The organism is Buttiauxella selenatireducens (assembly GCF_031432975.1).
Lineage (GTDB): Bacteria > Pseudomonadota > Gammaproteobacteria > Enterobacterales > Enterobacteriaceae > Buttiauxella > Buttiauxella selenatireducens.
Map to the genome: position 1 here is coordinate 3,374,835 of NZ_CP133838.1, position 23,910 is coordinate 3,398,744.

At 50.4% G+C, this 23,910-nt stretch carries 23 protein-coding genes and 2 tRNA genes; 6 read left to right on the forward strand and 19 right to left on the reverse strand.

The features are described 5' to 3' along the window. Positions 1-14: 14 nt before the first annotated feature. The 4 genes from RHD99_RS15660 to ghrA form a co-directional block, all read right to left on the reverse strand. Complete coding sequence (locus RHD99_RS15660; protein ID WP_309875053.1) at positions 15-482, reverse strand: DUF1097 domain-containing protein; 468 nt, start codon at positions 480-482, stop codon at positions 15-17. A 107-nt stretch (positions 483-589) separates the two neighbouring features. Next, on the reverse strand, positions 590-1,144 hold the full coding sequence (locus RHD99_RS15665) for a TorD/DmsD family molecular chaperone (RefSeq protein WP_270139400.1): 555 nt from the start codon (positions 1,142-1,144) through the stop codon (positions 590-592). A 38-nt stretch (positions 1,145-1,182) separates the two neighbouring features. Beyond that, positions 1,183-1,920: a phosphatase gene (locus tag RHD99_RS15670; protein WP_183273206.1), complete on the reverse strand. Its 738-nt coding sequence runs from the start codon at positions 1,918-1,920 to the stop codon at positions 1,183-1,185. 81 nt (positions 1,921-2,001) lie between these two features. After that, complete coding sequence (gene ghrA / locus RHD99_RS15675) at positions 2,002-2,943, reverse strand: glyoxylate/hydroxypyruvate reductase GhrA (RefSeq protein ID WP_309875058.1); 942 nt, start codon at positions 2,941-2,943, stop codon at positions 2,002-2,004. A 204-nt stretch (positions 2,944-3,147) separates the two neighbouring features. On the opposite strand from ghrA, the gene RHD99_RS15680 reads away from it, so the two are divergent. Both RHD99_RS15680 and RHD99_RS15685 read left to right on the forward strand, forming a co-directional pair. After that, a tRNA-Ser gene (locus tag RHD99_RS15680) sits at positions 3,148-3,235 on the forward strand. A gap of 171 nt (positions 3,236-3,406) precedes the next feature. Further along, positions 3,407-3,494 (forward strand) — tRNA-Ser (locus tag RHD99_RS15685). A 321-nt stretch (positions 3,495-3,815) separates the two neighbouring features. Here RHD99_RS15685 and chbG read toward each other — a convergent pair. The 11 genes from chbG to putP all read right to left on the reverse strand — a co-directional run bounded on the left by chbG (position 3,816) and on the right by putP (position 15,899). Further along, complete coding sequence (chbG, locus tag RHD99_RS15690; protein ID WP_309875060.1) at positions 3,816-4,577, reverse strand: chitin disaccharide deacetylase; 762 nt, start codon at positions 4,575-4,577, stop codon at positions 3,816-3,818. A 45-nt stretch (positions 4,578-4,622) separates the two neighbouring features. Beyond that, positions 4,623-5,966, reverse strand: coding sequence for a 6-phospho-beta-glucosidase (locus RHD99_RS15695; RefSeq protein WP_270139404.1), 1,344 nt, complete (start codon positions 5,964-5,966; stop codon positions 4,623-4,625). Positions 5,967-6,079: 113 nt separating this feature from the next. Next, positions 6,080-6,916, reverse strand: coding sequence for a transcriptional regulator ChbR (chbR, locus tag RHD99_RS15700; RefSeq protein WP_183273202.1), 837 nt, complete (start codon positions 6,914-6,916; stop codon positions 6,080-6,082). Between the two features lie 13 nt (positions 6,917-6,929). Continuing rightward, positions 6,930-7,277, reverse strand: coding sequence for a PTS N,N'-diacetylchitobiose transporter subunit IIA (gene chbA, locus RHD99_RS15705; protein ID WP_183273201.1), 348 nt, complete (start codon positions 7,275-7,277; stop codon positions 6,930-6,932). Between the two features lie 77 nt (positions 7,278-7,354). Beyond that, on the reverse strand, positions 7,355-8,713 hold the full coding sequence (gene chbC, locus RHD99_RS15710; RefSeq protein ID WP_309875066.1) for a PTS N,N'-diacetylchitobiose transporter subunit IIC: 1,359 nt from the start codon (positions 8,711-8,713) through the stop codon (positions 7,355-7,357). 86 nt (positions 8,714-8,799) lie between these two features. Next, positions 8,800-9,120: a PTS sugar transporter subunit IIB gene (locus RHD99_RS15715; RefSeq protein ID WP_309875067.1), complete on the reverse strand. Its 321-nt coding sequence runs from the start codon at positions 9,118-9,120 to the stop codon at positions 8,800-8,802. A 255-nt stretch (positions 9,121-9,375) separates the two neighbouring features. Then, positions 9,376-10,164, reverse strand: a complete 789-nt coding sequence (phoH, locus tag RHD99_RS15720; RefSeq protein ID WP_183273198.1) for a phosphate starvation-inducible protein PhoH — start codon at positions 10,162-10,164, stop codon at positions 9,376-9,378. A 735-nt stretch (positions 10,165-10,899) separates the two neighbouring features. Further along, positions 10,900-12,183: an iron uptake transporter deferrochelatase/peroxidase subunit gene (gene efeB / locus RHD99_RS15725; RefSeq protein ID WP_309875070.1), complete on the reverse strand. Its 1,284-nt coding sequence runs from the start codon at positions 12,181-12,183 to the stop codon at positions 10,900-10,902. A gap of 5 nt (positions 12,184-12,188) precedes the next feature. Next, the gene (gene efeO, locus RHD99_RS15730) at positions 12,189-13,313 is read right to left on the reverse strand and encodes an iron uptake system protein EfeO (RefSeq protein ID WP_183273196.1); all 1,125 of its coding nucleotides are present in this window, start codon (positions 13,311-13,313) and stop codon (positions 12,189-12,191) included. Between the two features lie 63 nt (positions 13,314-13,376). Beyond that, complete coding sequence (gene efeU, locus RHD99_RS15735; RefSeq protein ID WP_183273195.1) at positions 13,377-14,210, reverse strand: iron uptake transporter permease EfeU; 834 nt, start codon at positions 14,208-14,210, stop codon at positions 13,377-13,379. Between the two features lie 180 nt (positions 14,211-14,390). Beyond that, a complete protein-coding gene (gene putP, locus RHD99_RS15740) occupies positions 14,391-15,899 on the reverse strand; it encodes a sodium/proline symporter PutP (RefSeq protein ID WP_309875073.1) in 1,509 nt (502 codons plus the stop codon). Between the two features lie 434 nt (positions 15,900-16,333). Here putP and putA point away from each other — a divergent pair, with 434 nt between their 5' ends. Both putA and RHD99_RS15750 read left to right on the forward strand, forming a co-directional pair. Beyond that, positions 16,334-20,293 carry a trifunctional transcriptional regulator/proline dehydrogenase/L-glutamate gamma-semialdehyde dehydrogenase gene (gene putA / locus RHD99_RS15745; RefSeq protein WP_309875075.1) on the forward strand — a complete coding sequence of 1,320 codons (3,960 nt, stop codon included), beginning with the start codon at positions 16,334-16,336 and terminating at the stop codon, positions 20,291-20,293. Positions 20,294-20,350: 57 nt separating this feature from the next. Next, a complete protein-coding gene (locus RHD99_RS15750) occupies positions 20,351-20,743 on the forward strand; it encodes a lysozyme inhibitor LprI family protein (protein WP_309875077.1) in 393 nt (130 codons plus the stop codon). Here RHD99_RS15750 and rutR read toward each other — a convergent pair whose 3' ends face one another. The 4 genes from rutR to RHD99_RS15770 all read right to left on the reverse strand — a co-directional run bounded on the left by rutR (position 20,744) and on the right by RHD99_RS15770 (position 22,879). After that, positions 20,744-21,382: an HTH-type transcriptional regulator RutR gene (rutR, locus tag RHD99_RS15755; RefSeq protein ID WP_309875079.1), complete on the reverse strand. Its 639-nt coding sequence runs from the start codon at positions 21,380-21,382 to the stop codon at positions 20,744-20,746. Between the two features lies 1 nt (position 21,383). Continuing rightward, entirely contained in the window at positions 21,384-22,310 is a 927-nt protein-coding gene (locus RHD99_RS15760) for a DMT family transporter (protein ID WP_309875081.1), read from the reverse strand. Positions 22,311-22,490: 180 nt separating this feature from the next. Then, on the reverse strand, positions 22,491-22,667 hold the full coding sequence (locus RHD99_RS15765; RefSeq protein WP_034456279.1) for a con-10 family general stress protein: 177 nt from the start codon (positions 22,665-22,667) through the stop codon (positions 22,491-22,493). 26 nt (positions 22,668-22,693) lie between these two features. Then, complete coding sequence (locus RHD99_RS15770; RefSeq protein WP_309875085.1) at positions 22,694-22,879, reverse strand: hypothetical protein; 186 nt, start codon at positions 22,877-22,879, stop codon at positions 22,694-22,696. A gap of 178 nt (positions 22,880-23,057) precedes the next feature. Here RHD99_RS15770 and wrbA point away from each other — a divergent pair, with 178 nt between their 5' ends. Both wrbA and RHD99_RS15780 read left to right on the forward strand, forming a co-directional pair. Next, on the forward strand, positions 23,058-23,654 hold the full coding sequence (wrbA, locus tag RHD99_RS15775) for an NAD(P)H:quinone oxidoreductase (protein ID WP_309875087.1): 597 nt from the start codon (positions 23,058-23,060) through the stop codon (positions 23,652-23,654). Between the two features lie 11 nt (positions 23,655-23,665). Then, positions 23,666-23,893, forward strand: a complete 228-nt coding sequence (locus RHD99_RS15780; protein ID WP_183273188.1) for a YccJ family protein — start codon at positions 23,666-23,668, stop codon at positions 23,891-23,893. The last annotated feature ends 17 nt before the right edge of the window (positions 23,894-23,910 follow it).

The window sequence follows — 23,910 nt, forward strand, 5'->3', positions numbered from 1 at the left end:
TATTTACTCGGCTATCACCCGGGCTCAGATTTCGTTTTTCGCGCCGCCAGCCATAATCCGCTGTTTTTCATCGCAAAGCCGAACACCAAACCCAGCAGCAAAGACGGAACGACAATGCGCCATTCGCCCTGGTTTGCAAAGGTCGCGCACGCACCAATAAAAGTCCCTGGCACGAATGACAACAGCATGTGTTTAGCCTGAACGCACATCAAAAATGCCACGACGCCCGTAACCATATAGCCCAGGATCTCCAGATGCGGTGCCAGTGCACTGCCGTGGATGATCACCTGCGCCCACAGTACGCCGCTAGATAACGTGCATGCAGAAATGAAAAGCCCCTTGATTCCGCCCTGCGGACACGCAAAGTACGCAGTACAACCGAGGAACCCTGCCCAACTGAGAAGGCCGAGACTCACCGCAACCCAACCCCAGAGGCCTGAGAGAATACCGGTGGTCAATGCCAGAGAAATAAGTATGTTCATAGCGGCATATCATAGCAGAGCCTTATGGCTCGACCACGATCTACCGCACATTTTTTGTAAATCAGAAAGCAGTGTTACATTTCAAATGTGACTTAAATCACATTTGTTTATTCATCACTCTCTTCTTCAAGCTCGTCGCGCATTGCCTGAATGGCTTCACGGCTAATTAACGCCAACGTGCGGTAAAACGCAGTGGTGGAGTGCGCTTCAACTTTCCCGAGGAAAGTGCCACACCATGGCATCAGGTAATCATCAAATAAACGAATCTGGGCTTCAAACTCATCTTCTTGTGATTGATCTTCCAGCCACGAGGCTGCCAGCAGCAAGGTGCCAAAATGATCCGCAGGTGTGTCTGCAAGCGGCATTCCACGTTGTTTCAGAAATTCACGAACTTCGCCTTCATGGCTGCCCGCTTCCCACGCTGAACGATACGGCGGTACGCTGCACTCTTCGCCCACAAACATCGCATTGTAATCGGCTGCGAGTTGCTGAGGATCGCAGCTTTGTTGCAGGCGAGTCAGTAATTCCTCCTGCTCAAGCGGCCAATGTTCAGCCAGTTTGCCTTCGCGGATCATCGTCAATAATGGAACCAAAAGCGGGTCCTGAGGTTGACGGTAAAACAGTGATCCTAAAATGCGGCAAATAATTGAAAACTCATTCATGCTAACGGTCCATTTAGTAGAGATTTGTTAAGTAAAAACTACAGTAAGGCGAACTCTTCAATGGGCGTCATGCCGCGGGATTCAAGGAAGCCCAGCATACGACGCACTGAAACATTGAGAATGCGGTCTTCCGGGAACTCAACTTCTGCCAGAATTTTGCGGCATTCATCGAAATCCCCAAGGGTAAATGCAGTATGAGAATCAGACCCTAGCGATAACCAGCCACCGGCATCACGCACTGCGGCAGCGATAGCACGACAGTTCGGGGCACTCCCCTTACGCGAATGAGTAAATGAAGAGTTATTCAACTCCAGCGCGACATTATATTTTGCTGCCGCTTGGGCAATGGCAGGAATGTCGACCGGGAATTTCGGGTTACCCGGATGGCTAATGATGTGAACGTTGCCGCTCGCCATTGCCGCGATCATTGCCTCAGTGTGGGTAGCGCTATCTGTTGGAGGAAAAACAGGCTCATGAAAACCGGCAATAATCAGATCCAGTGAATCCAGCATTGGGCCAGTACAGTCAATTTCCCCGGCGATATTTTTAATATTCGCTTCAATACCACGCAGAATACCAACGCCATCAACCATTCGCGGCCAAATACGCATGTTCACAAAATGCCAGTAATGCGGGGCATCAGCCATGTCCGGCCCATGGTCGGTGATAGCAAACAGTTTGATACCTTTGCTTTTCGCCATTGCAATGTAGTCATGAAGGGTACTGTAAGCATGGGTACTGGCGACGGTGTGCATATGCAGGTCAACGGGATACATGGCTCTCTCCTTTTATCTCTTTCCCGCAAGGATAGCAGTTATCACCGTTGTTTTTTAGCCCGGCGCCAGCCGGGCATAGTATTAATAACCGTTATGCAAAGAGACCTGCCCGCTCGGGGACTCACCCTTTTCAATTTCACGAATGGTTTTCGCAATATATTCCATTGCTTCCAGCGGCCGAGTCACCGCAGCCAGGTGCGGTGTGATGGCAATGCGAGGATGTTTCCACAAAGGGCTATTTGCAGGGAGAGGTTCTTTCGCGAACACGTCGAGCATCGCGCCTTTCACTTTGCCGCTCTCAAGTGCCGCCAGCAGATCGTTTTCGACCAGATGCACACCACGAGCAAGGTTCATGATAAACGCCTCATCGGCCAGCTGCTCAAGCAGTTGGCTGTTGATGATGCCCACGGTTTGTGGCGTATTCGGTAACAGGTTGATTAACACGCGCGTGCCATTAAGGAAAGCACTCAACTCTTCTGTGCCGGCGTAACTTGTGACACCTGGATAGTTTTTCTTACTGCGGCTCCAGCAACGCACCGGGAACCCCCAGGCAGCAAGGCTTTCAGCCACTTTCCCGCCTAAAACACCGGCACCGAGCAACCCAATGGTAAAGTCTTCACGGCGATAATCTTCCAGCGGTTGCCATTTAGCCTGCTGCTTTAAGGCCTGATAGTCATCAAATCGGCGGAACCAATGCAGCACCTGGCTGACAGCGTATTCCTGCATTTGCAGCGCCATTCCAGTGTCTTCGAGGCGAAATAACGGCACACCATCAGGCAACATATCAGGATGCGCTTGCAGCTTACTCAAAATAGAATCTACACCCGCCCCTAACGCGAACACGCCTTTGAGCTCACGACGTCCACTGAGCATCTCCACAGGTGGATGCCAAACCAGCGCGTAATCAGCGGGTTGGTTATCACCGGGATGCCACTGGCGAACCGTGGCACCTGGAAGTTGCTGTTGCATACCGTCGAGCCAAAATTGAGTATCAAATGTCGGGTGATGAAAAATGATGTCCATGCTTTCTCCATTTATTCTTAGACTTACGCGCAGCGTTTAACAATACATTAGATGAATCTAATAAAAAATCACCACGCTTTGCTGTTTTAAGAAGCAAGTTGTTTGAAGTTTGGCTAAACGCGCCGATTTTTCGAAAAGTGAATTGACGCAGCCCGCAGATTTCCCTACATTAGCGCCCGTTCCGGAGGTCAGGAACAACAAAACGGTGAGGTGTCCGAGTGGCTGAAGGAGCACGCCTGGAAAGTGTGTATACGGCAACGTATCGAGGGTTCGAACCCCTCTCTCACCGCCATATTTAAAGAAGAGCTCGTATGGAAATACGGGCTTTTTTTTCGCCTTAAATTCAGTATCGTTCACACCTTAACCGAACGATTCGTAAACCGAAGATTAAACTTGACCGAATAGGGTTGAGACCCTATAGTAGCGCCCCGTTGCCCCCTGAAGTTGGCAACAGAAACAAAACGGTGAGGTGTCCGAGTGGCTGAAGGAGCACGCCTGGAAAGTGTGTATACGGCAACGTATCGAGGGTTCGAACCCCTCTCTCACCGCCACATTCCAAGAGAAAGTCTGAACTAACGTTCAGACTTTTTTTTCGCCCGTAACCCGTGGAGAGACGGGTGAGAACCCTCGACCCGAGGTTCGACAAATGCTTTAGCATTTGGGCGTCAGGGGCGCTTGCGACCATGACGCCCGAAGGGCAAGCGTAGCCCAGTCAGCCCCTCTCTCACCGCCACATTTAAAGAAGAGCTCGTATGAAAATACGGGCTTTTTTTTCGTTTATAGCCTGCCCAAAAAGACAAAAAAAACCCGAACCTAAGTTCGGGTATGACACCTCGCCGTTGGGCTAAATCACTGCTCCACCACGACTAAGATTACAGATCTTTGAACGTTCCCAGGCGATACCCGCGTTCTGCAATCGCATATTTAAGCGAAGCGGAAGTTAAGACATCCAGTTCAGCCAGGCGCGGATAACAGTACTTGCTGGCAAGAATCGTGTTATCGATAAACGAAGGATGACACATCACCTCTAACGATTGCTCACCTCGAGTCATTGATCTCTCTAACGTATCGAGAAACAGCGATTCCGTTATTTGCTCACCATAAAAGCCGCTATCAAAACCTTGCGTAGTTTTAACTCCGTGCAGCTCAATCTCACCCGTTCTGGCCGCATCGTAGTCAAAGCGTACTGGAAGACCTTTCGCCTTCGCGAAGGCTTCAACAATTGAATAGATCTGCGGGATCATATGGACATGGTGATGGCTGTCGATGTGCGTCGGCGCACGACCAAATAATTCGATGAATCTCGCAAACTGGCATGCCAGCTCGTGTTCAATTTCTGCCAGCGGTAAGGTGTTTTCTTCGGCACGTTGCCAAATCCATTTCCCTAACTCGCCCTTTTCATCCGTCAGCCCCGGCATAGCCGATATCGGGCGCCCTAGCGTCAGCACAAAGTGCATGCCAATCGCCAGTCCAGGATGTTTAGCACTTAACGCAACGGCATGTTCGATGCCATGAGCGTTAACCATCGCGGTGGTCGATGTCACCACACCGTTGATGTAAGCATCGATAATTCCATAATTTTGCGCTTTGCAAAGCCCAAAATCGTCCGCGTTAACAATTAATAACTTATCCATTGTCGCCTCGGTAGGCTGCCTTCCCCGGTAAGGGAAGGCCTCCAGTTATTTAAGTGCAGCGATTGCCTGCGCAAAGTTTGGTAGATTTGCTTCGTGCGCGAGCAGCATGTCGCGGGCAATTTTCTCAGCATCTTTGTCGGAATGGATGAGTGGGCTCAAGTTCAGCGCCAGTAGCACATCGTTAAAGTTACCGCTCAAAGCCGCTTCGCTTGCCGCAACTTCAAAACCTTTGATGGTGTAAATCAGGCCCAACACTTTTTCATCAAAATGGGTGATGCGCGAACTCGGCGTTGCGCCATCGCGACCGATAGTACAGGTCATTTCGACCGCCCAATCAGCTGGAATATTATCAACATGGCCGTGATGCGGCACGTTAACGTAATGCTCGCTTTGCTTGTCGTTATAGATGTCGCTGATCACTTCACAAGCCGCGTCAGAATAGTAAGCCCCACCACGCAGCTCCAGTTCTTTCGGTTTAACATTCAGCGCCGGATCTTTGTACAGCTCGAACAGTTGCTTTTCCACTTTCTGAACGACAGTTGCTCGCGCGCCGCCTTTGTAGAATTCACCCATTTCGATAGCCAGCATCTCTTTTTGCTTAAAGTAGTAGAGCAAATAAGAGCATGGCAGCAGACGCAAGGAACGAATCAAGCCTTCGCTGAATGGCAGATCAAAGATGTTTTTCACCGAGCCCGCGGTCAGTGTACCGGCGGCCACGCCATCCAGCAGTTCGTCAAAGCGAGAGGTTCCGTTGACCAGCACATCTCTGATGAACACCATGTGGTTCAGACCGAACAAGTCGATATTCAATTCATCGGTTGGCTTGAGTTTTAACACATCTTTAATGAACATTTTCATGCCCACTGGGATGTTGCACACGCCAATGAATTTCTTGAAATCGGTGTGGCGATACACGGCTTCAGTCACCATGCCGGCCGGGTTGGTGAAGTTAATCACCCACGCGTCAGGGCAGATTTCTTTCACGTCGTTAATAATGTCAAAAATCACGGGAATAGTACGCAGGCCTTTAAACAAACCGCCTGCCCCGTTTGTTTCCTGACCTAAGTAGCCGTAACCCAGCGGAATGCGCTCATCGAGTTCACGGGCTTTCAGTTGGCCAACACGCAATTGCGTGGTAACAAAGTCGGCATCCACCAGCGCTTCGCGACGATCGAGGGTTTTATATAGCGCAATCGGCACACCAGCGCGTTCAATCATGCGCAAGCAAAGATCAAAGATAATATCTTGTTTCTCTTTACCGGCCTCAACATCGACCAACCATAATTCAGTGATCGGCAATTCTTCGTAACGTTTAATAAAACCTTCGAGTAATTCAGGGGTATAGCTGCTCCCACCACCAATTGTGACGACTTTCAATTTTTTACTCATAGGGACTCCGATTGCACTTTAATTAAGGCAGAGATATAGATGTATTATTGAAGGTTATTCATGGCATGAATATGCCAGAATTAATTCCCAACCCTCACTAATACATATACAGATTATTTAATGCTGTATAACTGCTTCCGATAATGCTGCGGTGTAAATGACGTTAACTTTTTAAAGTTTTTAATAAACATACTGGCGCTACTGTAACCTGACTCGAAAGCGATATCGGTGACAGAATAGTTGGTAATCTCCAGTTGTTTCTTGGCAAAATTAATTCTTATCTCATTGATAATTTGCATCGGTGTTTTACCGTAATGGCGTTGTGTGGCGCGGGTTAAGTACTCCTGCGACTTTCCAGACAACTCAACCATGTTCACTAATGCTTTATCACCGAACATTGATTTACCATGCATCTGCTCAACGGTGTTTTTCAGCCAGGCGGGAATATCCCCCCCTGATTCTGATTCTTTATGATGGCGCAGACGATTAACAATATAAAACGTCACCATCTCAAGAAATTCATTAAACTCACCCTGACGGAAGTTTAATGAGGCCGTCACAGATTCAATATAAGTCAGAAATTCGTTCTTAATCTGATAAACCTGTGAAGCAATAAAATAGGCTGGAAATAACGGTAAATAATGCTGTTCAAAAAAAGCCTTGCTGATACCGACATTCAGGATCCGGGTAGCACCAAAGTCATAAAAGCTTTGATGATAAGAACCCAGCGGAATGAAAACAAAACTTCCTCTTTCCAGCAGCACGCGCTTACCGTTAATTTCCTGGTAATAACGCCCGGTTAGTACCACCGTGAACTCATAATAATCATGTTGGTGCAGCCCGGAGACACTTTCGACTTTGTTGTGGATGAACATGTGGAAATGTTGACCATCAAAAAGTTGACTCTCACGTGCCGTACTGATTTCCATACTGATTACCGGTGGCTGCATAAGGGACTCCAACTTATTTTATTTTTTCATGAAGCTCAATAAGTTCTGTGACCAACTCACGTGCCAGCATGGAGGTCATCAGGTGATCTTGTGCATGAACCAGCACCAGACTAACTTTGGTTTTGCCTTCGCCCTGGTCACCTTCAATCAGTTTAGTTTGCACCAGGTGGGCTTCATTCAGCGCTTCACGAGACTGCCCCATCAATTCCCAGGCTTTTTCAAAATCGCCTGCTTTAGCGATTTTCAGTGCTGCATACGCAAGGCTGCGCGCCTGGCCGGAATTGATGATTAAACCCATTACAACTTCTTCAAGGTCGTTGGTATCGACTTCATTATCTACAGCGTTATCTAAGTTAAACATCAAACTCTCTCCCGGTACTTTTAAAGTGGCTGGGGATAAGGGGGTTATCCCCAGCCAAAACTATTCAGAATTTAAGATTAGAATTTCAGTGCGTTAGCAATATCTTCTTCACTTTCTTCTTCTTCAATAACCGCCTGCGCTTTGTTCGACAGGATAACAAATGGCATGTAAACCATTGTTGCGACACCCAGGTTAAACAGAGCGACTAACAGGGCTGCGATACTGCCGTTACTGTTAAAGAAGGCGCCTAAGCCGGTTGGCATGGTCCACGGTGCCAGGTTGGTGACCGGTGGAATGATGCCTAGCGAGTAAGCCGCAAGCGTGATGGCTGCCAGAATCGGTTGAACCAGCACGAACGGGATAAACATAACCGGGTTCATGATGATTGGCAGACCGAACAGGATAGGTTCGTTAATCTGGAAGATGCCTGATGGCAGTGCCAGTTTCGCAACCTGACGGTGATCCGCACGGCGTGAAGCGATAAAGATGGCGATAATCAGACCCAGTGTCGCACCAGAACCACCCAACAGGATGTAGGAGTCGAGCATTGGTTTAGCCCAGAAGTGGAACTGTTTGCCTGCATCCAGTGCTGCCTGAACTGAACCATACTGGTTGTAAATTGCGATGTTTTCCAGCGCCCATGGGGTCATGATGCCGTTGTCCAGCGCGGTAAGCGCCAGTGAACCATGCACACCAAAGAACCACAGCAGGGAGTTGAAAATCACGTACGCCCAGCCCACTACTGCACCCATCGACGCCAGCGGCGTAGAGATGGAATCCATAATGATCTGGTGGAAGTTGCTACCGTGATTCGCCAGCAGCCAGGAAATAATCCCGAAAATAGACAGGATAATAAAGCCTGGAATTAAAGCAGAGAAAGAACGCGATACCGAAGTCGGCACGCTATCTGGCAAAGTAATAACCCAATTGCGGCGGATAACAAACGTAAAGAGTTCCGCAACGACGAGGCCAATAACAATACCGGAAATAATATTCTGACCACCTAACCAGTTAGCACCAACAGCATAAGCTTCACCAACGCTATAAGGTGTTACGGTCATAAATGCTGCAACGGATAATAAACCGGCAGCAAGGGGGTCAACTTTACGTTCCTCGGCAAGCGCCATACCTATGAAAAAAGGAGCCATTAGCGACATAATACCCAATGTGCCGTTATACACATTGCCGCCAATGGCTTTTAACCCATTAAGAGTTTCAATGGTCGAGGGATCTAAGCGAATACCTAAGGAATAGAAAAAGGAACCGGCGCCAAAACTCAGAAAGACGTTATTGATTAATACAAACATGGCCCCGGCAAGGGTCAATGGCATTAATTTGATGAAACCATTTTTAATTGCGTTGACGTGCGGTTGCTTCCCAATTTTCACTGCGAAAGGAAGCAATATCTTCTCAAGTGAATCAATGACTTTACTCATTTGTAATTTCCTTTATTGCCGCAAGATACTTGCGGCCAGGTTGTGTAAGGTCGTTCTTTGACGGAAAAATAAAACAATAAAAAAAATTAATTAGCTGCTGCTTTCTTGATCGATGCGACGGCTGCTTTAAGCACGCCCAAACCATCAATTTTGCCGTACATTGCCGAATCAATAACTTCGACTGTCTTACCCGGTAATACTTTTTGAATTTCTGGAAGCATGTAAGCGATTTGTGGTCCAAGTAATACCAAATCTGCATCCTTGCCTTTTTCCGCCGCCAGAGTTTCTGGCCAGGCTTCAATAACAACAGGGACTTCATACTTCTCTGCCTGCGCCTTCATTTTTGATACAAGTAATGAAGTGGACATACCGGCAGAACAAAATAGGTAAATACGTTTTTTAGTCATAATAGTTTCCTCACGTTGCAATAACCTGCATGTCGAATGTCAGCACACCTGCAAAAGCAAATCATTGATAAGTTCTGATTGTTTCTGGTTGGAATAAGTATACGGCAACAATCTGGCTGGGAATAATTTTGCAGAACCTAAAATTGTCTCTCCTTGACCATCCGTTTTGATACCCTTCACATTTTGGGCAAATAATTCGCGCAAAGAAAAAAGCCCAAACAGAGTTTGGGCTTTACGAATCTATCACACCAGAAATCAGTCGTAGGCATTCAACGTGCGCTGGCAAAGGGCTGAGCGCACACAATCTTGTTTGCCAAATTGGACAATGCCGATCATCTCATCTTCTTCAAAACGTGCCAGAGCATCACTCAGGCCGGACTGAACACCCCGAGGCAAATCACATTGCGTGATATCGCCATTGACGATCACCGTCACGTTTTCCCCAAGGCGCGTTAAGAACATTTTCATTTGCGCTGCGGTGACATTCTGCGCCTCATCAAGAATAACCACCGCATTTTCGAAGGTACGTCCGCGCATATAGGCGAACGGCGCGATTTCTACTTTGCCAATTTCGGGACGCAGGCAGTACTGCATGAAAGACGACCCTAAACGTCGCACCAGGATGTCATAGACCGGGCGGAAATAAGGGGCGAATTTTTCCGAAATATCCCCAGGTAAGAAGCCGAGATCTTCGTCAGCTTGCAGAACCGGGCGGGTAACAATTATCCTGTCGACATCCTTATGTATCAGGGCCTCAGCGGCTTTCGCCGCACTGATATACGTCTTGCCGCAACCTGCTTCGCCGGTGGCGAATATCAGCTGCTTTTTCTCGATGGCGTTAAGATAGTGCTGCTGAGCCTCGTTTCGCGCTGCTATAGGTGAATTATCACGGCAATCCCTGGCCATGCCGATAGATTCAACGCCGCTCATCTGCACAAGCGATGTGACCGATTCCTCTTCACGTTGTTTGTGGCTACGTGAATCCCGTCTCAGCACACGTTTTGCTTCGCGACGAGCTTTGATCACTGCTTTCTGTCTTCCCATGGATGGCACCTTACAGTTGGTTTCATTTCCCGCGTCACTTTCAGATACGCGATTATGCTTACTAACGGATGAGGTTTGGCTTCCTTTTAAGCCATAAACTGCCGGTTGAGAGGATGCACCAGTTAGACGAAATACGCCGCTTAGCGCATCGTTGACACTCTGAGTTTTTGAAGGGTTTGAGGTTTTAGCGGTGAAGATAGCGAAGCCGGAGGAGAGACCTCCGCACAGGATGGTGCGGGTAAGATGTTTGTTTAATCGTCCAGTACAGGACCCTACCATGCGCTGTCTCCATTGTGATTTAAATTCACAGCCGGGAACTACCGCTCTTGCTTTAAATACATCAAATTTTATCTTAATTGCAACACTTATTTTACTTTAATTCAACATTCGCGTTTCGTCACGCGTTAATCAGATTTATGACATAAAAATATTACACTTTTATATCAAAGGTATAGTTATTTAAAAGTTGGATGAATAATAGACAGGCAAATTGTTAGCAAATGAAAAATTAGCAGGAGAAGGAGTTGGGGTTTTATGGGAGTGCGGGACGCCCTCACCCCAGCCCTCTCCCCCAGGAGAGGGAGAAATCAGAGCCCCTTCAGGACGGGGAAATCCGTGCACCCTCTCCCCCAGGAGAGGGAGAATAATAGCCTCTGCTCTCACTGGCGACTTCGGCCCGATCCCTTCTCCCTCAGGGAGAAGGTTAGGATGAGGGTGGTTTCAAAAATTACCGCATCAAGCCTCTAAAAGCCCCTGCCCTAAATAATGCTGATTATCTTTAACGCCAGGCAGGACAAAGAAATATCCGCCGCCAATCGGCTTCACATACTCTTCCAGCGCCTCACCGTTAAGCCGTTGCTGCACCTCCAGAAAACCTTTCTCAAGGTCATGCTGGAAGCAGACAAACAATAATCCCATATCCAGCTGGCCAGATTTGGAAACGCCCAACGAATAGCTATAACCCCGGCGCATCATTAGGTTTGACTGAGTCTCTTTGGTTCGCGGATTGGCCAGACGAATATGTGCATCCAGCGCAATCACATTACCATCGGGGTCGGCAGCATAATCAGGTTCATCATGCTCATTCTTCATTCCCAACGGCGCACCACTGTGTTTGTCGCGGCCAAAAATGGTTTGCTGTTCTTTCAGTGGCGTTCTGTCCCATGACTCAACGTGGAACTGAATAATGCGCACCGCTTTGTAACTGCCACCCACCGCCCAGGCTGGTTCCTGCTGGTTGCCGGTCACCCAAACCACTTCATCCATCAGCGTCTGGTTGCTGCTGTCTGGATTGGCGGTTCCGTCTTTAAAACCGAGCAAGTTGATCGGGGTTTCTTTGCCACGTGAGCGCGCCGCATGGTTGGAGATAAACCCCTCCCGCTTCCAGCGCACACTGAGTAAATCTGGCGTGTGTTTGATAATGTCGCGCAACGCGTGGATAACCGTGTCCGCCGTATTCGCGCATATCTGGATAAGCAAATCACCATGACACAAGCTGGCGTCCAGGGAATCGTTGGAAAAACGTTCCATTTTTTGCAGTTTTGTCGGCTTCTGCCCTTTCAGACCAAAGCGTTCATCAAACAGCGACGTTCCCGCCGACAGCGTGATAGTCAGGTTATCAGGGTAGATTTCAGCGCCGAGGATACCGGAGTCCATCGGTGGCATCCGTGGATTCGGTGTATCCGGTGCCGGGCCGCCCGTGGTCAGGAAATCGAAACGCGCAGTCAGCAATTTGAACAAGCGCTCGAGGTCAGCTTTGTCACTTGCCAGCACATCGAAAGCCACCAGCATCATTGCTGCTTGCTGAGGTGTGAGCACGCCGGCCTGATGCACTCCGTAGAACGGTTGTTTTTCCATCCGAGCGTCAGGCGGCAACGTACCCGGAGAAGTCTCTTGTTTTGCCGCGTGCGCAACTGGGCAACCACCGGTAACGGCAAGGGCGCCACCGAGTGCGCCCAACCCTTTCAGTAACCGACGGCGTGCCGGTTGATGCACGCCGCTTTTGCTATTTTCTTCCATCAAACTTAGTCCAGACCCAGAACGCCACGCAGTTGCGACAAATCTTCAGCCAATGCCGTTACCGGCCCTTTCAGCGCATTACGGTCAGCGTCAGTCAATTTGTCATAAGTCTCAAAACCCTCTTTGGTGCGATATTTCGCAAGGATAGTGTCGACTTTCTTGAAGTTGGCATCCACTTTAGCCAGCAACGGTGCGTTGTCTTTCGCCAATACAGGACGCAGCAAGTTCACGATTTTCTGTGCACCATCAACGTTTGCCTGGAAGTCCCACAGGTCGGTGTGGCTGTAGCGATCTTCTTCACCACTGATCTTGCTGGCAGCGACTTCTTCAATCAGACCCGCAGCGCCGCCGACAACTTTGCTTGGTGGGAAGGCCAGTTCAGAGATACGCTTTTGCAACTCCAGCACGTCGGTATTCAGCTGATCAGCATATTTTTCCATGCCTTTGGTAGAGTTATCACCAAACAGCGCTTTTTCCAGACGGTGGAAGCCGGTGAATTTCGGATCGTTCGCTTTCTGCTCGTAATCGTCTTCACGGGCATCGATGCTGCCGTCGAGATCGGAGAACAGTTCAGCAATCGGTTCAATACGCTCGTAATACTGACGCGTTGGCGCATACAGGGATTTTGCTTTTTCGATATCGCCCGCTTTTACCGCATCAGTAAAGGCTTTGGTGCCTTTAACCAGTTCGACCATTTGCGCGGTCACATACGCTTTGTATTCGGTAATTGGAGCGGTCAACGCCAGCAGATCGTTCTTCGGCGCAGCCTGGTCGCCTACCGCTTTAACGATAAGCTTGCCTTTCGGGTTGCTGAGCAGGCCGCACGTCATGTCGTATTCACCCGCTTGCAGGTTCGCCGTCATTTTCTGCGAGAAGCCCGGCGCGATGTTTTCGCGCTCTTCAACGACCATCACCCCTTTGAGGATTTCCCACTCCAGCGCTTTCTGGCTGTTGTTCTGAATGATGAACTGAGTTTTGCCCGCGTTAACCGTGATGTTCATCGGTTCGCACTGTTTATCGGTAACGGTGACTTTTACCTGAGGAACATCCGCAGCCTGCGCGGCGAAGGCTGAAGAAACCAGCGCAAACAGCGCTACATGCAGGGCTTTACGACGAAAATGTGTAGTCATGGCCAATCCCTTTAAAAATTCAGTATGTTGTAACTAAGCGGCGACATACTCGCCGCAAGATGATTAACGAGCCTGATTTGTCGCCTGGTTGCCCATGCGCGGGGGGATAAAGAACAGCACCAGCGCAGGGATCAGGTAAATAAAGTACATCGCCACTTCGCTGACGCTCGGCGCTTCCTGATAACCAAAAATGCCTTCAAGCAGCGTGCCAGTCAGGGAATGCGTTGAAAGGACATTACTCAGGTCAAAAGCGATGTCCTGGAAATGGTTCCACAACCCCGCTTCGTGGAATGCGCGCACCGCACCCGCAGCAAGGCCTGCCGCCACCAGCAAAATAAACAAACTGGTCCATTTAAAGAAGACAGCGAGATTCAGGCGGATACCGCCCCAATACAGCAGGAAACCGAGCACAATCGCGGTGCCCAGACCCAGCATAGCCCCGAGCGGTGGCATGATGCCGACGTCCTGCTGGAATGCCGCCAGTAGAAAGAAGACCGACTCCAGCCCTTCACGCGCGACGGCAAAGAACACCATCAGAATCAGCGCCCAGCCGTGGCTACCTTTGCTGTGTAATGCGTTGTCTACCGCTTGCTCTAACTGGACTTTGACGTTGCGCGATACTTTGCGCATCCAGAACACCATCCAGGTCAGGATGAAGACCGCGATAACCGCGACGATACCTTCAAACAACTCCTGCTCTTTTTGCGGGAATTCACCGGTAGTTTCGTTAATGAAGATGCCCAAACCCAGGCAAAGTGCTGCCGCTGCAACAACCCCAATCCACATAACGCCAATCCATTGGCCGCGTTGTGTGCGTTTCAGATAGCTGGCTATCAAACTAACAATCAGCGCGGCTTCCAGGCCTTCACGCAACATAATGAGAAACGGAACAAACATTCCTGACACTCCAACTGTGAACTCAGGTCAAAAGACGTAAAGAAAAGTAAAACCAGAACGATTGTGATTATCATTACCACAAAAATAAACACAAGCGGATTGTTAAGATATTTATAAGCAGATGTAAAAAGGGCCGCATTTTGCGGCCCTGGAGAGATAACTCAGTTAAGCGATACCCTGTTACTCAACCTGCAATTTGCTCGGTGGCGCGGTGTGATAAATCTCATCAGCATCAGCAAAGCGCTTCTGCATTGAGGTACTTGGCGCTTTGCCCAGCAGGCTAACCACCACAATACCGATGCTACCGAAAACAAAGCCTGGGATGATTTCATACAGGCCTAACCAGCCGAATTGTTTCCAGACGATAACCGTCAGCGCACCGATGATCATCCCGGCTAACGCGCCATTACGTGTCATACGTGACCACATGACCGAGAACAGCACTACCGGGCCAAACGCCGCACCGAAACCTGCCCATGCGTAACTGACCAGGCCAAGAACACGGTTTTCAGGGTTTGCCGCCAGCGCAATGGCGATGAGGGCAACCAACAGCACCATAAAGCGACCTACCCACACCAACTCTTTCTGCCCGGCATTTTTACGGAAGAAGGCTTTATACAAGTCTTCGGTAATTGCACTGGAGCACACCAGCAACTGGCAGCTCAGCGTGGACATTACCGCCGCCAAAATGGCAGATAACAAGATGCCCGCAATCCATGGGTTAAACAGCAGTTGTGCCAACTCGATGAACACGCGTTCGCCGTTTTGGTTAACCGCTCCCGCCAAAGAAGGATTATTAGAGAAGTATGCAATGCCGAAGAAGCCCACGGCACACGCACCACCCAGACACAGAATCATCCACGTCATACTGATGCGACGCGCGTTAACGATTGTGTGATGGGAATCTGCCGCCATGAAACGCGCCAGAATGTGTGGCTGGCCGAAGTAGCCCAGGCCCCAGCCCATCAGCGAGATGATTGCCACGAAGTTCAGGCCTTTCAGCATATCGACGTTTTCAATGCTTTTTTGCTTGATAACGGCCATGGAATCGTCAAACCCGCCAACCGCAGTCACCACCATAACCGGTGTCAGGATCAGGGCGAAAATCATCAGGCTCGCCTGCACGGTATCGGTCCAGCTTACTGCCAGGAAGCCACCCACGAAGGTATAAATGATGGTTGCCGCAGCCCCCGCCCACAATGCGGTTTCGTAGCTCATGCCGAATGTGCTTTCGAACAGACGTGCTCCCGCCACGATGCCAGACGCGCAATAGATGGTGAAGAACAGCAGGATAACTAACGCCGAGATAATACGCAGGATGCGGCTTTTATCTTCAAAACGTCCGGTGAAATAATCAGGCAATGTCAGTGCGTTATTGTTCACTTCGGTGTGAACACGTAAACGACCGGCAACCAGTTTCCAGTTAATGTAAGCGCCAGCCGTCAAACCGATGGCAATCCAGCTTTCCGAAATACCGGAAAGGAAGATAGCACCTGGCAAGCCCATCAACAGCCAGCCGCTCATGTCGGACGCGCCTGCTGATAATGCGGTGACCACGCTTCCCAGGCTGCGACCGCCCAGAATGTAGTCATCAAAGTTTTTGGTTGAACGCCAGGCGATAAACCCAATCAATATCATGCCAAAGATATAGATGAAGAAGGTCACCAGCATTGGTGTACTCATGGTCATGCAAGTTCTCCAGATTATTACCGGTTATACCCGGTATTACCGCACCGGAACGCAGCGCGGTTTATTTATAGTCATTCCAGTTTGCGACCATAACGTACAGGAAGCATTTTCCATTCACAAACGATTTAACACGTTATTCACAAAACATTCACCACGCAAAAAATAGCTTTTTGCTGGAGGTTGCACTTGCTCACGTTTTTTATGGTTGCACCTGCGAAAAGTGTTAACTACGTCCATAAATCACCCCTATGACCAATGACCTGCCAGACAACTTACTTATTTTTGATTTAACAATTCACTCTTTTTCCAGCTTGCTATCTGGCTCACATTTAACAAGGTTGCACAAAGTTGCAACATGATGGATATTGCCGGATAACTTTTATCAACCCTTCATATTTTTACCCGATGCATAACGGGTAACAGGAGTTACTGGAATGGCCACCACCATGGGCGTAAAACTGGACGACGCAACTCGCGAGCGTATTAAAGAAGCCGCTTCACGCATTGACCGCACACCTCACTGGCTAATTAAACAGGCGATTTTTAATTATCTGGAACGCCTCGAAAACAACGATGAATTGCCAGAACTCCCAGCTCTGTTAGCAGGTGCGGCAAACGAAAGTGACGAAGCTGCGCCGCACGTTGACGAAGCGCACCAGCCTTTCCTCGATTTCGCTGAACAAATTCTGCCGCAATCGGTCACTCGCGCCGCCATTACCGCCGCCTGGCGCCGTCCAGAAACCGATGCAGTACCGATGATTCTGGAACAGGCTCGCTTGCCGCAAACCATCGCCGAACAAACCCATAAACTGGCTTATCAGCTGGCCGACAAACTGCGCAATCAGAAGAGCGCCTCGGGCCGGGCGGGCATGGTACAAGGTTTGCTGCAAGAATTCTCGCTTTCCTCACAAGAGGGTGTGGCGCTGATGTGTCTGGCCGAAGCCTTATTGCGTATCCCGGATAAAGCGACGCGTGATGCGTTAATTCGCGACAAAATCAGCAACGGTAACTGGCATTCGCATATTGGCCGCAGCCCGTCGTTGTTCGTCAACGCCGCCACCTGGGGATTACTGTTTACCGGCCGCCTGGTCTCTACGCACAACGAAGCCAGCCTGTCCCATTCGCTTAACCGCATTATCAGTAAGAGTGGTGAACCGCTTATCCGTAAAGGTGTGGATATGGCGATGCGCCTGATGGGCGAGCAGTTTGTGACCGGTGAAACCATCGCCGAAGCGTTAGCCAACGCTCGCAAACTGGAAGAAAAAGGTTTCCGCTACTCCTACGATATGCTGGGTGAAGCCGCGCTGACCGCAGCCGATGCGCAGGCATACATGGTTTCTTACCAGCAAGCGATTCATGCCATTGGCAAAGCATCGAACGGACGTGGCATTTATGAAGGCCCAGGGATTTCCATCAAACTCTCTGCCTTACACCCACGTTACAGCCGTGCGCAGTACGACCGCGTTATGGAAGAGTTGTACCCGCGTTTAAAATCTCTGACGCTGCTGGCACGCCAGTATGATGTCGGCATTAACATCGACGCCGAAGAAGCCGACCGCCTGGAGATCTCACTCGATCTGTTGGAAAAACTGTGCTTCGAGCCAGAACTGGCAGGCTGGAACGGCATTGGTTTTGTGATTCAGGCGTACCAAAAACGCTGCCCGTTTGTCATTGATTACCTGGTTGATCTGGCTTCCCGCAGCCGTCGCCGCCTGATGATTCGCCTGGTGAAAGGCGCCTATTGGGACAGCGAAATCAAACGCGCACAAATGGATGGCCTGGAAGGTTATCCGGTTTATACGCGTAAGGTTTATACCGATATTTCCTATCTGGCCTGCGCGAAGAAATTGCTGGCTGTGCCAAACCTGATTTACCCGCAGTTCGCCACGCACAACGCCCACACGCTTGCAGCAATCTACAACCTGGCCGGGCAAAACTATTACCCGGGTCAGTATGAATTCCAGTGCCTGCACGGTATGGGTGAGCCACTTTACGATCAGGTCGTAGGCAAAGTGGCTGATGGCAAACTGAACCGCCCTTGCCGCATTTATGCGCCAGTCGGTACACATGAAACACTGCTGGCCTACCTGGTGCGCCGCCTGTTAGAAAACGGGGCCAATACCTCATTCGTTAACCGCATTGCTGACAATACGCTGCCGCTCGACGAACTGGTTGCCGACCCGGTGACCGCCATTGAAGCGATTGCAGGCAAAGAAGGCCAGCTCGGTCTGCCGCATCCAAAAATCCCACTACCAAAAGAGTTGTACGGAGCCGATCGCACCAACTCAAGCGGCCTGGATTTAGCGAACGAACATCGTCTGGCATCGCTCTCCTCTGCCCTGCTCAACAGCGCCGCGCAAAAATGGCAAGCGCTGCCGATTCTGGAAAAGGCCGTTGCGGCAGGCGACCTGGTGGCGGTGAAAAACCCGGCAGAGCCGACTGACATCGTAGGCTTTACTCGCGAAGCCACGCCAGAAGAAGTGTCGCAAGCACTGGAAAGTGCGGTTAACCACGCGCCAATCTGGTTTGCAACCCCTCCTCAAGAGCGTGCCGCGATTCTTGAACGCGCAGCCGTGATGATGGAAGGCCAGATGCAGAAATTGATTGGCATTCTGGTGCGCGAAGCGGGTAAAACCTTTAGCAACGCGATTGCTGAAGTCCGTGAAGCGGTGGATTTCCTGCACTACTACGCAGGCCAGGTGCGCAATGATTTCGATAACGAAACCCACCGTCCACTCGGCCCTGTGGTTTGTATCAGTCCGTGGAACTTCCCGCTGGCTATCTTTAGCGGCCAGATTGCCGCCGCCCTTGCCGCGGGTAACAGCGTGCTGGCAAAACCGGCTGAACAAACGCCACTGATTGCCGCCCTGGGTGTCTCAATTTTACTGGAAGCGGGTGTCCCTGCGGGCGTGTTGCAATTGCTGCCTGGCCGTGGTGAAACCGTTGGCGCACAGCTGACGGGCGACTCCCGTGTTCGCGGCGTGATGTTTACTGGCTCCACCGAAGTGGCGACGCTGCTGCAACGCAACATTGCTGACCGTCTTGATCCACAAGGTCGTCCAACGCCGCTGATTGCTGAAACCGGCGGTCTGAACGCAATGATCGTGGATTCCTCGGCGCTCACTGAGCAAGTGGTCGTTGACGTGCTGGCCTCAGCGTTTGATAGCGCCGGACAGCGTTGTTCTGCGCTGCGTGTGCTGTGTATTCAGGAAGATGTTGCCGAACATACGCTGCAAATGCTGCGCGGAGCGATGGGCGAATGCCGTATGGGTAATCCAGGCCGCCTGACGACGGACATCGGCCCGGTTATCGACGCCGAAGCCAAAGAGAATATCGAACAGCACATCCAGAATCTGCGCAGCAAAGGCCGCAAAGTATTCCAGGCCGTGCGTGATAACGCCGTGGATGCGAAAGAGTGGCAAAACGGGACTTTCGTTGCGCCAACGCTGATTGAGCTGGAAAGCTTCGACGAGATGCAAAAAGAGGTATTTGGCCCAGTGCTGCACGTGGTGCGCTACAACCGCAGCAACCTCGAAGCCCTGATTAACCAAATCAATGCCGCGGGATATGGCCTGACGCTTGGGGTACATACGCGTATTGATGAAACAATCGCTCAGGTGACCGGCTCCGCGCATGTCGGCAACATGTATGTCAACCGCAATATGGTGGGCGCGGTTGTCGGTGTGCAGCCATTCGGTGGCGAAGGTTTATCGGGTACGGGTCCGAAAGCCGGGGGGCCGCTGTATCTGTACCGCTTGTTGGCGAACCGTCCTGATAATGCACTGCAAACCACGTTCAACCGCCAGGATGCTGAATTGCCGGTGGATACGACGCTTAAAGCCAGCTTGCAGGCATCCCATCAGGCGCTGACGCAATGGGCAGCCAACAAAGGTGAATTGCCAGCCCTGTGCGAACGTTTCGCACAACTCGCGCAAAGCGGCACACTTCGCCAATTGCCGGGGCCAACGGGCGAACGCAATACTTATGCCTTAATGCCACGTGAACGCGTACTGTGTATTGCGGATAACGAGCAAGATGCATTGGTGCAACTGGCGGCGGTGACCAGTGTTGGCAGCCGTGCGCTGTGGGCTGATGACAAGCTGCATCGTGAACTGGCAAAAGCACTTCCTGCGTTGGTGCAAAAGCACATCGATTTTGCCAAAGAAGAAGCGCTGCTCGGTCAGGTGTTTGATGCCGTGATTTACCACGGCGATTCCGACCAACTGCGCGCGCTATGTGAAAAAGTTGCGGCACGTACCGGTGCGATTGTTTCAGTGCAAGGCTTTGCTCGCGGTGAAACAAACCTGTTGCTGGAACGTCTATACGTTGAGCGCTCACTGAGCGTGAACACCGCAGCAGCAGGCGGTAACGCCAGTTTGATGACAATCGGCTAAGATTTCACTACGCTAAAAAGGCTCCTTTTATGGAGCCTTTTTCTTTGAGGAATAATAATGAAACGCGTGTGTTTACTTCTTTCGGGTCTGCTATTAAGCGCAAACGTTCTGGCAGACAGTTGCGACGCCGCCACCTCGCAGGCGGGGCTCAACGAGTGCTACGGTAATGAGTACAAAAAGCAGGATGATTTACTGAATCAGACTTATCAGGAGGCGATGAAACTCGCCACCGACACACAAAAACCCCTGTTAAAAGCAGCGCAAAATGCGTGGATTGCTTTTCGTGACGCTGATTGCGCATTGATGACATCCGGGGCTGACGGTGCATCCATTGCGCCGATGGTTCATGCCCAGTGCATGGCAGACAAAACCCGCGAACGCACAGAACTGCTGAAAAGCACACTGCATTGTGAAGAAGGCGATGTCAGCTGCGTTTTCCCACCGCGCTAATTAACGCACCCGAATCCCCTCAATAATCATCCGCTGCACGTTTTCTACGGTGCGGCGGAAAAATTCTTCATCTTGTAAATTGCTGCCAGCAACCGCCTCGACCTGGCTTGCAAAATCGGCGTAGTGCTGCGTCGTCGCCCAGAGCATAAAAATCAGATGATGCGGATCAACCGCCGCCAGTTTGCCACTTTCGACCCAACCCGCAATGATTGCCGATTTATCATCAATCAGAGATTTCAAATCTCCGGTCAACTCCTCTTTAAGCAGAGGCGCACCTTGTAGCATTTCCAGGCAGAACAAGCGTGAAGCCTGCGGATAATCACGGGACACTTCGAGCTTCAGGCGGATATATTCGCTGATGGCCACCAGCGGCTGTAAATCTTCACGAAACGCGCGTAATGGCGCAAGCCAGATATCCAGGATCTGTTTCAGCACCGCGATATAGAGCGCTTCTTTCGACGGAAAATAATAGAGAAGGTTCGTTTTAGACACTTCAGCGCGTTCCGCCACCTGTTCGATACTGGTGCCGTGAATGCCGTATTGCGAGAAATACTCCAGCCCTGCTGCAAGAATAGCCTGCTTTTTCGCCGCTACTGCGCGGACACGCCGTCCGGTTTCTTTTGAAGCTGCCGCACACATATCAGGACTCCTGCCCGTTGAGTTCATCACCCGATACCGGTGCCTTTTTCATACGTTTAAGTTTTAGCTCGCTCACCAGAACGCCCAACACAATCAATGCGCCGCCTAATAACGCCAGCATCGGTAATCGCTCTCCGGCTAAACGGCCAAAAATCCCCGCCCACACCGGCTCACCGGTATAAATCACTGTCGCACGGGTAGGTGAAACGCTGCGCTGCGCCCAGTTCATTGTTACCTGAATAATGGCGCTAAAAATGCCGAGACCCAGCGCGATGCCCCACAAACCAGGCGTCAATGCAGGGACACGTTCACCCGCCGGGATCATGGTGGCAAACGCCACTATCGAGGCGGTGGCAAGCTGCACAATGGTCACTCGCTTGATATCGACTTTACCGGCCCAGGCACTAATCAGAATAATTTCAGCGGCAATAGCCAACGCGCTGATGAGCGTGATGATTTCACCGGCCCCCAGCGTTAGCGTTGTCCCATCAGGCCCGGCAAGGAAAATAAGGCCGATAAATGCAAGCAGGACGCCAATCCAGGACATGATCCCCGGCATTTTGCCCAGACAAATCCATTGCAGCACCGGCACCAGTGGAACATACATCGCAGTGATAAATGCCGACTTACTGCTCGGGATGGTCTGCAAACCCCAGGTTTGCAAGCTGTAACCGATAGCAATCGAAATACCGATAAACACACCGGCTTTGACTTCAAGCCAGGTCAAGCCGCGTAACGTTTTAAACGAAAGTAGTGCCACTGCCAGAGCCGCAGTAGCAAAGCGTAATCCAACGAAGAAGAACGGCCCGCTCATCGTCATGGCATATTGCACCGCAAGGAAAGTCCCACCCCAAAACATGGTGATGAGGATCAAAATGGCTTCCTGGGGTTTAACGGCAAATGAGTAACGGCGCAAAAAGGCAGACATGGAAGTACCAGAGCAAATTCAAGCGTAACAAAGAAGGCTATTAGTTTGCGTTCAGGCGTACCGTGCTGCAATGGGCGAGTGAAAATAAAAACCGCCGGTTAAAACCGGCGGTGGGGATGGCAATCAGCTATCTAAAAAGGGAAAACAGATAACTTAGCGAATTGCGAAAGCTTGGCTGGCTTACTTACTGCTGCCTTTGCCGTGACTATTTTTGCCCCCTTTTTGGCCTGCTTCCGAGGCGCGTTGCGGGTCATTCTTGAAATTCCCGCCACTATGCTGGCCACCTTTACGACCTGCTTCTGATGCTCTCTCACGGTCTTCAGCGAAATTACCTGAACCACCACGATGGTTTGCCATTTCTAACCTCCAGATTAGTGAAATAGTTAAGTCATCATATTGCATTCAGTGGAAGAGTCGTCTTTCACCTGGCGACATAAATAGACCTCATTTAATGTGCCGCGTGGAACTAAGCTTAGTGCAGTCAGGGTAATTGACCAGTTAATCGTAATATCTTGCAACATGTAATCGCCGAAACGGGTGATTTTTTCGCCGCCCAATCCATAAGACATTCTTATTTTTAATGAAATAGTCACTCAGTGAAAATGTGACGTAATGCGACATTTGTTTAGCCTCCCCTTTCTATTGTGAAGGATCAAGGAATCGGCACTCTAAGTTGCACTCTGGGCCACAGCACATATCTTTAGTTCAGTGCAGCAAAACGCTGCGTCAAGGTAGGAGTGATGCGAAATGGCTAAAGTTCTGGTGCTTTATTACTCAATGTACGGACACATCGAAACCATGGCACACGCTGTGGCAGAGGGTGCGCAGAAAGTTGATGGTGTAGAAGTCACGGTGAAACGCGTCCCGGAAACCATGTCAGCAGAGGCTTTCTTAAAAGCGGGAGGGAAAACGCAAAATGCTCCACAAGCGACTCCGCAAGAGCTTGCCGATTACGACGCAATCATTTTTGGCACCCCCACTCGCTTTGGCAATATGTCCGGACAAATGCGCACCTTCCTCGATCAGACGGGTGGCCTTTGGGTAGCAGGCGGCCTGCACGGCAAACTTGCCAGCGTGTTTAGTTCTACCGGCACGGGCGGCGGCCAGGAACACACGATTTCATCCACGTGGATAACGCTTGCGCATCACGGAATGGTCATTGTCCCTATCGGTTACGCAGCACAAGAATTGTTTGATGTTTCACAAGTTCGCGGCGGGACGCCATACGGTGCCACAACGATTGCCGGTGCTGACGGTTCACGCCAGCCAAGCCAGGAAGAGCTGTCTATCGCTCGTTACCAGGGTGAGTACGTGGCGGGTTTAGCAGTCAAATTAAACGGTTAACGGAGGAGAACATGCAGAATCAACAATCCAAAATTCATCATGTTGGTGAATGGGCGAGTTTGAGAAACACATCTCCTGAAATAGCAGAAGCTATTTTTGAAGTAGCAAAATTCGACGAAAAAATGGCGGAGAAAATTTGGGAAAATGGTAGCGATGAGGTGCTGTCGCTAGCATTTGAAAAAACCGATAAAGACTCGCTGTTTTGGGGCGAGCAGACCATAGAACGGAGAAACGTCTAAGCCCTATCCCCCGCCGA